General features: G+C 69.2%; 19 protein-coding genes. 15 read left to right on the top strand and 4 right to left on the bottom strand.

Annotation, left to right across the window (positions count from 1 at the left end):
- The first annotated feature begins 10 nt into the window (after positions 1–10).
- From NQ160_RS01270 to NQ160_RS01255, 4 genes are read left to right on the top strand one after another with little or no spacing between them, the layout of a single operon-like run.
- Entirely contained in the window at positions 11–460 is a 450-nt protein-coding gene (locus NQ160_RS01270; protein WP_257513419.1) for a MaoC family dehydratase N-terminal domain-containing protein, read from the top strand.
- The gene (locus NQ160_RS01265; RefSeq protein ID WP_257513418.1) at positions 457–864 is read left to right on the top strand and encodes a MaoC/PaaZ C-terminal domain-containing protein; all 408 of its coding nucleotides are present in this window, start codon (positions 457–459) and stop codon (positions 862–864) included. Before NQ160_RS01270 ends, NQ160_RS01265 begins: the two co-directional genes overlap by 4 nt.
- Positions 828–1,874, top strand: coding sequence for an NADPH:quinone oxidoreductase family protein (locus NQ160_RS01260; protein WP_257513417.1), 1,047 nt, complete (start codon positions 828–830; stop codon positions 1,872–1,874). Before NQ160_RS01265 ends, NQ160_RS01260 begins: the two co-directional genes overlap by 37 nt.
- Positions 1,874–3,073, top strand: coding sequence for an acyl-CoA dehydrogenase family protein (locus tag NQ160_RS01255; protein ID WP_257513416.1), 1,200 nt, complete (start codon positions 1,874–1,876; stop codon positions 3,071–3,073). The genes NQ160_RS01260 and NQ160_RS01255 overlap by 1 nt, the downstream gene beginning before the upstream one ends.
- Positions 3,074–3,096: 23 nt before the next feature.
- Here the strand turns inward: NQ160_RS01255 and coaE are convergent, their stop codons facing one another.
- The gene (gene coaE, locus NQ160_RS01250) at positions 3,097–3,705 is read right to left on the bottom strand and encodes a dephospho-CoA kinase (RefSeq protein WP_257513415.1); all 609 of its coding nucleotides are present in this window, start codon (positions 3,703–3,705) and stop codon (positions 3,097–3,099) included.
- Positions 3,706–4,108: 403 nt separating this feature from the next.
- On the bottom strand, positions 4,109–4,486 hold the full coding sequence (locus NQ160_RS01245; RefSeq protein WP_257513414.1) for a VOC family protein: 378 nt from the start codon (positions 4,484–4,486) through the stop codon (positions 4,109–4,111).
- A 187-nt stretch (positions 4,487–4,673) separates the two neighbouring features.
- Here NQ160_RS01245 and NQ160_RS01240 point away from each other — a divergent pair, with 187 nt between their 5' ends.
- Positions 4,674–5,057, top strand: a complete 384-nt coding sequence (locus NQ160_RS01240; protein WP_257513413.1) for a cupin domain-containing protein — start codon at positions 4,674–4,676, stop codon at positions 5,055–5,057.
- 10 nt (positions 5,058–5,067) lie between these two features.
- Positions 5,068–5,358, top strand: coding sequence for a DUF4287 domain-containing protein (locus NQ160_RS01235; protein WP_257513412.1), 291 nt, complete (start codon positions 5,068–5,070; stop codon positions 5,356–5,358).
- Positions 5,359–5,367: 9 nt separating this feature from the next.
- Here NQ160_RS01235 and NQ160_RS01230 read toward each other — a convergent pair whose 3' ends face one another.
- Positions 5,368–6,033 carry an SDR family oxidoreductase gene (locus tag NQ160_RS01230; RefSeq protein WP_257513411.1) on the bottom strand — a complete coding sequence of 222 codons (666 nt, stop codon included), beginning with the start codon at positions 6,031–6,033 and terminating at the stop codon, positions 5,368–5,370.
- 161 nt (positions 6,034–6,194) lie between these two features.
- Between NQ160_RS01230 and NQ160_RS01225 the strand changes: the two genes are divergently transcribed.
- Both NQ160_RS01225 and NQ160_RS01220 read left to right on the top strand, forming a co-directional pair.
- On the top strand, positions 6,195–6,455 hold the full coding sequence (locus NQ160_RS01225) for a hypothetical protein (protein ID WP_257513410.1): 261 nt from the start codon (positions 6,195–6,197) through the stop codon (positions 6,453–6,455).
- Positions 6,456–6,532: 77 nt separating this feature from the next.
- Positions 6,533–6,865 carry a DUF7882 family protein gene (locus tag NQ160_RS01220; protein WP_257513409.1) on the top strand — a complete coding sequence of 111 codons (333 nt, stop codon included), beginning with the start codon at positions 6,533–6,535 and terminating at the stop codon, positions 6,863–6,865.
- A 34-nt stretch (positions 6,866–6,899) separates the two neighbouring features.
- Here the strand turns inward: NQ160_RS01220 and NQ160_RS01215 are convergent, their stop codons facing one another.
- Positions 6,900–7,406, bottom strand: a complete 507-nt coding sequence (locus tag NQ160_RS01215; RefSeq protein WP_257513408.1) for a hypothetical protein — start codon at positions 7,404–7,406, stop codon at positions 6,900–6,902.
- A gap of 118 nt (positions 7,407–7,524) precedes the next feature.
- On the opposite strand from NQ160_RS01215, the gene NQ160_RS01210 reads away from it, so the two are divergent.
- From NQ160_RS01210 to NQ160_RS01180, 7 genes are all read left to right on the top strand, one after another.
- Positions 7,525–7,674, top strand: a complete 150-nt coding sequence (locus NQ160_RS01210) for a hypothetical protein (RefSeq protein WP_257513407.1) — start codon at positions 7,525–7,527, stop codon at positions 7,672–7,674.
- Between the two features lie 75 nt (positions 7,675–7,749).
- Positions 7,750–8,184, top strand: coding sequence for a MarR family winged helix-turn-helix transcriptional regulator (locus NQ160_RS01205; RefSeq protein ID WP_257513482.1), 435 nt, complete (start codon positions 7,750–7,752; stop codon positions 8,182–8,184).
- Between the two features lie 9 nt (positions 8,185–8,193).
- Positions 8,194–8,655 carry a DUF3817 domain-containing protein gene (locus NQ160_RS01200; protein ID WP_257513406.1) on the top strand — a complete coding sequence of 154 codons (462 nt, stop codon included), beginning with the start codon at positions 8,194–8,196 and terminating at the stop codon, positions 8,653–8,655.
- Between the two features lie 31 nt (positions 8,656–8,686).
- Positions 8,687–9,094 (top strand): hypothetical protein, encoded by a 408-nt coding sequence (locus NQ160_RS01195; protein WP_257513405.1) that lies wholly within the window; start codon positions 8,687–8,689, stop codon positions 9,092–9,094.
- Position 9,095: 1 nt separating this feature from the next.
- A complete protein-coding gene (locus NQ160_RS01190) occupies positions 9,096–9,863 on the top strand; it encodes an LLM class flavin-dependent oxidoreductase (protein ID WP_257513404.1) in 768 nt (255 codons plus the stop codon).
- A gap of 76 nt (positions 9,864–9,939) precedes the next feature.
- On the top strand, positions 9,940–10,692 hold the full coding sequence (locus tag NQ160_RS01185; protein WP_257513403.1) for a DUF1684 domain-containing protein: 753 nt from the start codon (positions 9,940–9,942) through the stop codon (positions 10,690–10,692).
- A 106-nt stretch (positions 10,693–10,798) separates the two neighbouring features.
- Entirely contained in the window at positions 10,799–12,313 is a 1,515-nt protein-coding gene (locus tag NQ160_RS01180; RefSeq protein ID WP_257513402.1) for an ABC transporter substrate-binding protein, read from the top strand.
- The last annotated feature ends 89 nt before the right edge of the window (positions 12,314–12,402 follow it).

The following is a 12,402-nucleotide window of genomic DNA, read 5'->3' as shown; positions in this document are numbered from 1 at the left end:
GAGAGTCGACATGGCCGATCTGAATGCGGTGGGAACCGCGGGCGAGACCTACGTGCTCGATGTGGAGCGGGGAAAGATCCGGGAGTTCGCGCGAGCGACCCGATCGAGCAACCCCGCCTACCTCGAGCCCGAGGCTCCGGTGTGCCCTCCCACCTTCCTCACCGTGACCAACCTGTGGCAGCCGCCGGCGGGAAATCCGTGGGATGCCACGAAGCTCGACGGCAGGCGCGTGCTGCACGCGGAGCAGCAGTACGAGTTCTTTGGCCCCCCGCCGACGGCCGGCACCCGACTGTGGTGTACCTCGCGAATCGCGGACATGTATGTCAAGGAGGGCAGGCGCGGCGGCGAGCTGACCTTCGTCGTCATGATCACCGACTTCCTCGATGAGGAAGGCGTGCTCGTCGCGCGCTCCACCATGACCGGCGTCGAGACCGCCCGCGCCGCCAAGGAGGAGTCATGAGCGCCCGTCCGATTCCTGCACCGTGGGTCATCGATCCGCAGACCCGCACGGACTTCGTCCGCTACCAGGGCGCGTCGGGCGACATGAATCCGATCCACCACGACCAGACCTACGCCGAAGCCGCGGGCTACCCCTCGCCGTTCTCGGTGGGGATGCTGCAGGCGGGGATCCTCGGCACCTACGCGACCGACTGGCTGGGAGCCAACGGCATCCGCTCGTTCCGCACCCGGTTCAAGGAGCAGGTGTGGCCGGGTGACGTGCTCACCTGCACCGGTCGCGTCGTGCGGGAGTATGAGCAGGACGGCACCGCGATGATCGATGTCGAACTCGACTGCACCCGCCAGACCGGCGGCGTCGCGGCGACGGCATGGGCGACCTTCGTCGCACCGGAGGCAGCGGCCTGATGCGCGCCCAGATCGCGCACCGGCTGGGAGGCCCCAGCGTCTTGAGCTTCGATGAGATCGAGACTCCGATGCCGGGACCGGGCCAGGTCCTCATCGATGTTCGCGCCGCCGGGGTAAACTTCCCCGACGGGCTCATTGTCGCGGGCACCTATCAGACCAGGCCCGAGCTGCCGTTCATCCCGGGCTCCGAGGTCGCTGGCGTCGCCGCCGCCGTGGGCGCCGATGTCACGGCGGTCCGCGTCGGCACACGGGTTCTCGCCTTCACCGGCATGGGCGGGTACGCGGAGCAGGTGCTCGTCGCAGCCGACATGGTCTTCGCGATACCGGACGCGATGTCGTACACCGACGCGGGCGGGTTCCCCGTCGCGTATGGCACCTCTTTTCATGCGCTCGTGGACCGCGCCGACCTGCGGCCTGGCGAGACCGTGCTGGTGCTCGGAGCATCGGGGGGCGTGGGTTTGACGGCCGTCGAGATCGCCAAAGCACTCGGAGCCCGTGTGATCGCCGCGGCCTCGAGCGAGCAGAAGCGTCGGCTGTGCCTAGAGCACGGCGCAGACGACGTGATCGACTACTCTGCCGGCGACTTGCAGGATCAGCTCAGAAGACTCGCTCCCGGGGGCGTCGATGTGGTCTACGACCCGGTGGGCGGAGAGCATGCGCAGACAGCGGTGCGCTCCCTCGCCTGGGGCGGGCGGTACCTGACCATCGGGTACGCATCGGGCGATATCCCCAAGGTGGGTCTGAACCGGCTCCTCGTGTGCGGGGGTTCGCTGCTCGGTGTGCTGTGGGGCGCCTGGGCCCGCCGCAACCCCGAATCCAACGCGCACAACATGGCGCGGATGTTCGACTGGCACGCGCAGGGCCTGTTGCGTCCGCACATCCACGCCGTGCACCCCCTCGTGAATGCCGCGACGGCTCTGGAGGTCGTGATGGAGCGAGGAGCGCTCGGCAAGGTGATCCTGGCGAACACGACGGGTGATCTCGAATCCGAAAAGAGAGAAGAGTGCTGATGCAGCTGTCACCGAGTCACGAGGCGCAGGTCGTCATCGATCGCCTGAACAGGTTCATGGACGAGTTCGTGTACCCCGCCGAGCCCGTCTATCAGGCGCAGCTCGAGGCGAACGGGCCGCGCAGCCATGAGGTGCCAGCGATCATCGAGGAACTCAAGGTCGAGGCACGCGCTCAGGGCCTTTGGAACCTGTTCCTGCCGGCGCTCTCCGGACTGACGCACCTCGACTACGCGCACGTCGCGGAGATCACCGGCCGATCGCCGTACATCGCTCCCGAGGCGCTGAACTGCTCCGCCCCGTCCACGGGCAACATGGAGATCCTGCACATGTTCGGCACTCCTGAGCAGCAGGAGCGGTGGCTCGAGCCGCTCATGGCTGGGCGCATCCGCTCCGGGTTCTCGATGACCGAGCCGGATGTCGCGTCCTCCGATGCGCGCAACATCTCGACCTCGATCGTCCGCGACGGCGACGAGTACGTCATCAACGGGCGCAAGTGGTGGACGACGGGAGCCGCCGACCCGCGCTGCGAGATCCTCATCCTGATGGGCAAGACCGACCCGGAAGCGGCGGCCCATCGACAGCAGTCGATGATCCTCGTCCCGATCGACACCCCGGGTGTCGAGGTCGTCCGGTCGCTGCCGATCTTCGGATACCACGATCAGCAGGGCCACGCCGAGATCGTGTTCACGGATGTGCGCGTGTCGGCGGGCAACATGCTCTCCGGCGAGGGCGAGGGATTCGCGATCGCTCAGGCTCGGCTCGGGCCCGGTCGCATCCACCACGCCATGCGCTGCATCGGCATGGCCGAGCGTGGGCTCGAGATGATGGCGAAGCGGGTCATGCAGCGCGAGGTCTTCGGGGGTCCGCTGTCGGATCAGGGCATCATCCAGACGTGGATCGCCGAGTCCCGGCTGGAGATCGAGCAGGCGAGATTGCTGGTCCTCAAGGCCGCGTGGATGATCGACGAGGTCGGGGCGAAGGGTGCAGCGATCGAGATCGCCGCGGTGAAGATCATCGGACCCCGGACGGCTCGCTCCGTGCTCAACCGGGCGATCCAGGCCTTCGGCGGCATGGGTGTGACGGATGACACCCCGATCGCGCGCATGTGGGCCAGTGCCCGCATCCTCGGCATCGCCGATGGTCCGGACGAGGTGCACCTGCGTTCGGTGGCTCGTCAGGAGCTTCGCAAGTATCGGTGAGTCGTCCGCGCCGACGGGGTGGGTCAGGCGGTCAGCCGTCGCCACAGCTCGTCGGCGCGGCGCTCGGTGTCTGCCGGCGACCCGTCGGTGCGGATCACGACGTCCGCGATCGCGAGGCGCCGTTCCTCGTCACCCTGAGCCCGCACCCGGGCCTCCGCATCCTCGCGCGTGTATCCGCGATCGCTCTGCAGTCGGCGGATGCGCTCGTGGGCAGCTGCCTCCACGGTGACGATCACGTCGTACGTCCACGGCAGATCGGCGCTGTCGGCGGTGAGCAGGGGGATCTCGTGCACGACCACGGCCTCGCTGCCGCGGTGCGCGGCGATCTCCGCGGCCGTCGCGTGCATGATCGCCGGGTGGATTATCGCGTTGTAGCGCAGCCTCAGCTCTTCGTCGTGGAAGACGACGGCAGCAACGCGCTCCCGGTCGAGCGAGCCGTCCTGCCTGATCACCTGATGGCCGAGAAGGGAGGCGATCTGTGCCAGCACGACCGGACCGTCGGGGCCCTGCGGGTCCACGACGCGCCGCGCGGTCGCGTCCGCGTCGATCACCTGCGCTCCGCGCGCGGCCAGCGCCCGCGAAACGGTGCTCTTGCCGGCTCCGATTCCGCCGGTGAGAGCGACCAGTCTCACCTCAGCAGCGGGCCGCGGTCAGCATCTCGCCGAAGAACGGCGCGGGCGCGTCGCGTCTCGGGCGGGGCCGACGACCTCGCCGTCGACGAGCCCAGCCTTGCTGATCGGAAGTCGTAGGTTGCCCGCCAGCACCGGGCTCGCATACAGCCGAGAGGTCCCGCATCCACGTCAGTGCCCGGACGGCCGATGACTTCGGGCTGGGCTTCGTCGCTCATGCCGTGACTTTACGCGCGGCATCCGAGATCAGAAAATCCGCACAATGATGGTCGCCAATCCTGCTTGGGGTCGTCGCTGCGTTCCGCGCGAGTCAAGGCCCATGGCGACGACACGCGCACGGCGGAGGTCATGGATCCAGACGTTGCGCGGCCTGCTGTGGTAGGCGCTCGGGGAGCGGCCGTGGCCGTCAGCCGCCGACCCGCGGCGGCAGCTGCTGCAGCGTCCAGGTGTTGCCATCAGGGTCATCGAAGGTCACGAACCGTCCCCACGCCTGCTCGTCGACCCCCTGTGCCTCCACGCCCGCAGCGCGCAGGTCCGACAGTGCCGTGTCCGCATCGGGCACCACGACCTGGATCGAGTCCTGGCTTCCCGGGGCCATCCGGGAGCCGAGCCCGGTGCCGAAGGCGATCGAGCAGGCCGACCCCGGCGGAGTCATCTGCACGAACCGCAGACCCTCGTACGGGAGCTGATCGTGATCGGCGGTGAAGCCGATCCTCGTGTAGAACTCCTTCGCGCGGTCGACGTCCGTCACCGGAACGAAAATGAGCTCGATCTTCCAGTCCATGGCGTTCTCCTCAGCCGGGGATCCCGGCGGGATCGCTGTATCGCTGACGGTACGCGGCAACGCGGACACGTCGTGTCCTCGTTTGGCGGGCGTGGTCGGGGTGTTCGTGGGCCCGAGGGGATCGGGTCTTGGGTCGTGGGACCGTGTATGTCACCCTCGGAGCAGCGACGACGCACCGGGAGGGACGATGGACGAGGTTGTGGAACTGATCCCCGCCGAGGCGCTGCGGATCGGCAGCGGCCGCACCCGCCGGTTCGTCGGGCGTGAGCACGGCGCGGGCCTGTCGTACTTCTTCGTCGACAACGACCCCGGTCAGGGCCCGGAGCTGCACCGTCATCCGTACACCGAGACCTGGATCGTGCTCGAGGGTGAGGCTGAGGTGACGATCGGCGATCGCGTCTTGCGGGCGACGGCCGGGGACACCGTCACCGCGCCGCTGTGGACCTGGCATCGCTTCGTCAACTGCGGCACGTCGCGGCTGCGGATCGTCTGCATGCATGCGTCGCCGGTGATCATCCAGGAGTGGTGGGATTCCCGCGGCACGCTCGACATCCCCTCGCTGACCGACTGAAGGAGTGCACATGTCTTTCCAGGCGTACCTCGACGCCGTCGAGAAGAAGACCGGGCTCACCCCGCGCCAGCTGGTGGATATCGCCGCGGAGAAGGGTTTCGATTCGTCGACCCCTGCCGCTCCCCTCGTGCAGTGGCTCGCCGAGGACTACGGCGTCGGCCGTGGACACGCCATGGCGATGGTCCACGTCATCACGAAGGGGCCCCAGATCAGCGCGAAGCACGTCGGCAGCGGCGGCACGCACACCGACCCCACCGACATGCTGTGGCTCGACGGAGCGGCGACGAACCCGCATCCCTGAGGCCGCGGATCAGAAGCGGGCCGAGAACCCGCCGTCGGTGTGCAGCAGCTGCCCGGTCACCCAGCGGCCCTCGGGCGACAGCAGGAACGCGACCACCCCACCGATGTCGCGGGGCGTGCCCATGCGCCCGAGCGGGTGCATCCCGGTGAGGGCGGTGCGCGTCTCGTCGTCCATCCAGCCGGTGTCGATCGGGCCCGGGTTGACGACGTTCGCCGAGATGCCGCGGGGACCCAGCTCGCGGGCCGCGGAGATGACGATGCGGTCGAGGGCCCCTTTGGAGGCGCCGTAGGGGAGGTTGCCGGTGGTGTGGTCGCTCGTGAACGCGACGATCGCGCCGCCGGCGGGAGGTGCCTGCCTGGCGAACGCGGCGATCAGCAGCAGGCTCGCGCGGGCGTTGACCGCGACGTGACGGTCGAAGCTGTCGGCGGTGGTGTCGAGGATGCCGGATTGGACATCGTGTGCGTGACTGAGGATCAGGGCATCGAGGGGCCCGTGGTCGCCTCGCACGGCTTCGATCAGGGCAGCGGGGGAGGCGGGGTCAGACAGGTCCGCTGGGTAGTCCGCGGCAGTGAGGTCGCTCGTGACCACGTGCCAGCCGTCGGCGACGAGGCGCGGTGCGACACCGGCGGCGATGCTGTTCGCGCGCGCGGCGCCGGTGAGAAGGGCGAGGGGCATAATCCGATGCTAGGCCCGCGCGGGCGGAGGCCTTCGCGGCGCCGGCCCTTGTCGATGGGTGAGGGCCCGACCGTCCTAGTCGCTGGACGTGCCGGGGCGCAAGGCCTTCATCGCGCTCAGGTCGGTCACGTAGTGTGGGGCGCGTGACGGAGATGCAGACGATGGTTCGAACCGAAGTGCGGATCAACGGGGAGGGCTATCTCCTGGCGCAGGGCGAGGATCTCAACGAACTCCGACGTCAAATGGAGAGCGCCTCCCGCGAAGGCGGCCGGTTCGTGGACTTCACTGTGGTGGGCAACCGTTCGGTTGCGGTGCTGGTCTCACCCCGCACCGAGGTCGTCATCGCCGAGGAGACGGTGCAGTTCGACCCTCGTGACACGGGGGACGACGAAGACCCGTTCGGTGGGTTCTTCGACTTGTGAGGGCGGGCCGCGTTCGCAGCGGCTCACTAGGACAGAGATAGACCTCGTGCGCCGCCGCGCGCAGACCGGAGGCCCCGATGGGGAAGTTCACCTACAACTCACAGACCAGCGCGACCTTCGATGATCGGCTGCTGGCCCACCTGCAGGTCGTGATGGGTGCAAAACTCCGTCGCTCCGAGGGGTTCTTCTTCACCTGGAAGGACGACACGAGCCTGGGGAGCGGCCGTACGTCGCTGTGGATCCACCCGGGGGCCTCGTTGACCTTCAAGTTCAGCGGCAGCCGCCAGCCCCGCATCAACCGTGCCTGGATCGACGCACTCGCCGCGACGGCGAACTCGCCGCGTGGCCTGTATGCGGTTCCCGAGCCGCAGGGGTCGGAGAGCGACGTCGAGCGGGTCCTGCTGGGTTGACCCCGGCCGCCGGGGGCTGACGGATCCGTCCGGGTCAGGCGACGGTTGCGGGGGAGGGGGAGGCGGCGGCGCGCGATGCGCGGCGGCGCCGCACCAGCGCGAGGATCCACTCGACGACGAGACACGCCCAGGTGACCAGCCAGACGAAGACGGCGAGCGTGAAGACCGCGGTCGACACCGCGGCTGCCCCCGAGTCACCGGCCAGACCCGTCCACAGCATGAACGTCGAACCCAGATCCCCGGTGCCGCCGTCGACGAGGAAGAGGCCGGCGAACACGACGGCGATGCTCGTGGCCCAGGAGTACACCAGTCCGCGGGTGGCGACCGGTCCCTCGCGCAGCGCGCCGCGCGACCTCAGGTAGCCGCTGACGGCGACCGCGACCTGCAGGGCGTATCCGATGATCCACAGCGGCGCGGTCACGAAGAGGGCGAAGACCATCCAGCCCAGCGAGGCCAGCTTCAGCGCCATCGCGAGGACGGGCAGTGTGAGGAGGGCGATACCGGTGAGGGTGGCGGTCGTGTCGCTCAGTCGGCGGGTCATCGCTCCATCATGCCGTCACCGCGGCACGGCAGATGAACGCCCCCACGCGGCGCGTCCGCGGGGCCGCTTCATGTCAAGTCGTTGCATCCGCCCGCCGCCGTGCGCTCTGATGGACCGCATGGATGACGACCGCAGCCTGCCGCCGATCACCCCCGGCCCGGAGCCCGACACGACCGATGCTGCCGAGCCCGACGACGTCGATGCGCCGCTGGATGCCGAAGACGCGCCGCCCATGGTGGACGGCGACGGCCAGATCGTCGGGAACTGAAGCGCGTCGGTGTGCGGGAACGGACGCGCGGCGTCGATAGCATCGAGTGTCGGTGCGAATGAGGGAGAACACGTGATGGGCGCTGAGCGACCTCCCTTCAGTCCTGTCATCTCCCTGCTCACGGTGTCGTCGATCTGGGACGGGCGCCTGGGCGCCGCGCTGAAGACCGTCGGTCTGACGACCCGCAAGTACGCACTCCTCGCGCACATCGGCGCGGAGCCGGGCATCTCGTTCAGCGAGTTGGCGCGACGCAGCCAGATCACCGTGCAGACCGCCCACACGGCGGTGCGTGCCCTCGCCGCCGACGACATGGTGACCGACGCCACCGCTCATGCCGGTGCCGCTTCCGATCTGCGGGTCACGGCCAAGGGCCAGCGCGCTCTGGCCGCAGCCGAGGCGCTGCTGGCGTCGCTGGACGCAGAGCTCACCGCAGAGCTGCCGTCGCTGACCGGCGCGCTGCAGGGCCTGCATGAGAATCCGTTCAGTGGTCAGACAGCTTCCTTCAGCTAGCCTGAAGGTATGTTCCGCACGCCGCTGACGCTCTTCCGCACGCTTGCGATCGCCGAGGCGGTGTCGTGGACGCTGCTCATCGCCGGACTCATCCTGCGGGCCACGCTGGGACTGGACATCGCCACGACGATCGGCGGCAGTATTCACGGGTTCGTCTTCCTCTCCTACGGGGCGACGGCGATCCTGGTGGCCAAGAACAACCGATGGGCGCCCGGCCCCACCGCCGTGGCCGTCATCTCCGCAGTGATCCCGTACGCGACGATCCCGGTGGAGATGTGGCTGAACCGCACCGGCCGACTCAACGGCCAGTGGCGACTGGAGGAGACCGACGACCCCCGCGAACGCGCCTGGCACGACCGGCTGCTGCGTGCGCTGCTGCGCCGGCCGCTGCTGTTCGGACTGGCCCTGCTGGCCGCGGTGATCGTGGCGTTCACCGTGCTGCTGATCATCGGACCTCCCGGCGGACGCTGAGTTCAGCGCGGGCGGATGCCAGGATGGGGGCGTGTCGACGTCGATCCTCCGCACCGCCGCCCGCTGGGCGCTGGCGGGCCTGCTCGCCGCGGCGGGCCTCGCGCACCTGTTCTGGCTGCGACGCGGTTTCCGCATCGCCGTGCCGGACTGGGCGACCCGGGTGCTGCGCACCGACAAGGACATGATCGTCGTGGCATCCGGCGCCGCCGAGCTGCTGCTGGGCACGGCGCTGGTCACCCTGCCTCGCGAGCGACGGCGCATCGGCGTGGCCGTGGCGGCATTCTTCGTCGCCGTGTTCCCGGGGAACGTCCACCAGTGGCGCACCCGCCGGCCTGCCCCGGGCCTGCGCACCGACCGGGCGCGCCTGCTGCGACTGCTGCTGCAGCCGGTGCTCGTGGCGTGGGCGCTGTGGGCGACCGCGCCACAGGAGAGGAGCTGACATGCTGTCGATCGGCATCGCCGCCGCCGCAGGACCTGAGGTCGCGGCGCGACTGGCGCCCGTGCTCGAACGGGGCGGTTTCCACGCGCTGTGGGTCAACGACACTCCGCACGCCGACGCGCTCGAGGTGCTGGCGGCGGCTGCCGCGGTGACCGAGCACCTGGTGCTGGCAACCGGCGTGCTTCCCGTGGACCGCCGTGCGGCCCCCGAGATCGCCGCGACGGTGACGAGACTCGGACTGCCGCAGGAGCGACTGGTGCTCGGCATCGGGTCGGGACAGCTGCGCGCGGGGGCGCTGGACGCCGTCGGCCGCGCCGCGGAGGCGCTGCGGGAGACCACCGCGGCGCGTGTCGTCGTCGGGGCGCTGGGCCCTCGCATGCGGCGGCTCGGCGTGCGGACGGCGGACGGCCTGCTGCTGAGCTGGCTCGACCCCGAAACGGCCGCGCGGCAGACGATCGCCGCCCACGCGGACGCGGCCAACGCCCACGTCGCGCTGTACGTGCGCGCCTCCGTCGACCCCGCTGCGGACCCGCGGCTGCGCGCCGAGACGGATCGCTACGCCGGGTTCCCGAGCTACGCCGCCAACTTCGCGCGGCTCGGGCTGGCGCCGCACGCGACCGTCATCGACAGCGCGGCGGACCTCGGGAGCGCGGTGGCGGCGTACGAGTCCGTCGTGGACGAGGTCGTGCTGCGGGCGGTCACCTCCGCCGACGGTCCCGAAGCGTACGTCGCGTTCGCCGAGCACGTCGCCGCTGCAGTGTCGGAATAGCCCGATCGCGCAATCTGTCTCACGGAAACACGCGGAAACGGAATTTCTGAAGGGTGACCGCGTTTGGTTACCTGTCATGGTGAGCACTGAAACGATTCCGACCGCGTCCGACGCCTACGCCCAGTGGGCGCGCGCCCGTCGCGAGACCGTCACCGCCCCGCAGGGCGCCCTCTCGCTCGTGCTCACGCACTGGTCCGCTCCCGGCGAGCCCCCGGTCGACGAGGCCGCGGCCCGCGTGGGGCAGCCCGACGACGCGATCTTCACACGGCTGCAGCGCACCGACATCGACACCGGGCTGCCGCAGGAGGGCTACCGCATCTGGCGGCGGGATTCTCCTGCGCAGCAGGCCTTCGAGGACATCGAGCGCTACCCGTACGACCCGGCCTGGGTGCTCGAAGGACGCTTCGAACTCGTCGACGAGCAGCGCGTCGTGCCGTTCGAGCACATCAAGGATGCCGGCGCCACCCGTGGCCTGCCGGTGTCCGGAGACCTGGTGTTCTCCGTCGACGGCACCGAGTACCGCCTGAACGCGTTCGACACCGTCTACGGCGGCACCGCCAAGCTGCAGCTCGTCTTCGGCGACCGCACCAACGGCACGGAGACGTACGGTGCCGGGCGCTTCCTGTTTCTGGACCGCCCTGCCGAATCGCGCGAGCTGCGCCCCGGCGACAGCGTCGCCCTGACGGTCGACTTCAACCGCGCGACCGTGCCGCCGTGCGGGTTCTCGAACCAGATGAACTGTCCGCTGCCTCCGGTGCAGAACCGGCTGCCGTTCGCGGTGCGTGCCGGGGAGAAGCGCGTGCGCTTCGCCGACGGCTTCACCCTCTGAGCGACTTCCCCCTCTGACCTTCCCCTCTCGAGTCGGTTCCCCCTCTGACCGACCTCCCCCCAATCCGGCAGTTCTTGCCGTCGCCCCCCACAGCAAAGGACCCGACGTGACCTCACGCCGCCTCACCCGATATCTCGCCGCGCCCGCGATGGCATCCGCAGCCCTCCTCGTGCTCGCCGGCTGCGCCTCCGGCGGCTCCTCGTCGTCGGGATCGGGCCAGCCCGACGCCGCGGCCGAGATCGTCATCGGCTCGCAGAACGAGCCCACGAACCTCGACCAGATCTTCGGCGGCTCCTCCGGTGTCACCGAGGTCTTCACCGGCAACGTGTACGAAGGCCTCTTCCGCATCACCGACGACGCCGAGGTCGAGCCGCTCCTGGCTGCCGAGACCGAGGTGTCCGACGACGGCCTGGTGTACACGTTCACCCTCGCCGACGCCGCTTTCCACTCCGGCGACCCGCTCACCGCCGACGACGTCAAGTACAGCCTCGAGCGCTTCGTGGGCGAGGATTCCATCGCGGCCCGCAAGAACCAGCTGAAGGTCATCGACACCGTCGAGGTCGTCGACGACACCACCGTCGCGGTCACGCTGAGCCAGCCGTCGATCAGCTTCACGTACAACCTCGGCTACGTCTGGATCGTCAACGACGAGGCGGGGGAGCTGACCACCAGCGCCGACGGCACCGGGCCCTACGCCCTGGCCGACTACCGCAAGGGCGACTCGATCACCCTCGAGGTCAACGACGACTACTGGGGTGACGCACCCGCCAACGGCGGCGTCGTCTATCAGTACTACGCCGACCCGACGGCGCTGAACAACGCGCTGCTGACCGGCGCCGTCGACCTCGTCACGAGCCAGTCGAACCCCGACAGCCTCGCCGAGTTCGAATCGGCCGGCTTCCAGATTATCGAGGGCACCTCGACGACGAAGGAGCTGCTGGGTCTGAACACCCGGATCGCACCCTTCAACGACGCTGCCGTGCGCAAGGCGCTGTACTCCGCGATCGACCGCGAGAAGCTGCTCGACGCCATCTGGGACGGCCGCGGCGAGCTGATCGGCTCGATGGTGCCGCCGTCGGAGCCGTGGTACCTCGACCTCGCCGACAACAACCCGTACGACCCCGCCCTGGCCGAGCAGCTGCTCGCCGACGCCGGCTACGCCGACGGATTCACCTTCACGATCGACACCCCCGACTCGGGCGTGCACTCCACGGTCGCGGAGTTCCTCAAGTCCGAGCTGGCGAAGGTCGGCGTGACGGTGGAGATCAACATCATCACCGACGACGAGTGGTACCAGAAGGTCTACACGGACAAGAACTTCGAGGCGACCCTGCAGGGCCACGTCAACGACCGTGACATCAACTTCTACGGCAACCCCGACTTCTACTGGGGCTACGACAACGCCGACGTGCAGACGTGGCTGGCTCAGTCCGAGGCGGCATCCACCGTCGAGGAGCAGACCGAGCTGATCGCGAAGGCGAACCAGCAGATCTCCGACGACGCCGCGAGCGTCTGGCTCTACCTGAACCCGCAGCTGCGCATCGCGGCGGAGGGGGTCAGCGGCGTGCCGGAGAATGGACTGAACTCCCTCTTCTACGTGTACGACATCACGAAGGCGTAGCGATCACCCGGTACCTGCTTCGACGGACAGGATTGCTGCTGCTGGCGTTCGCGCTGGCGGTGACGATCCTGTTCGTCGTGCTCCGGGTG

The sequence above is a fragment of the Microbacterium sp. zg.Y909 genome (assembly GCF_024626565.1).
This window is presented reverse-complemented; position numbering and strand designations above follow the sequence as displayed.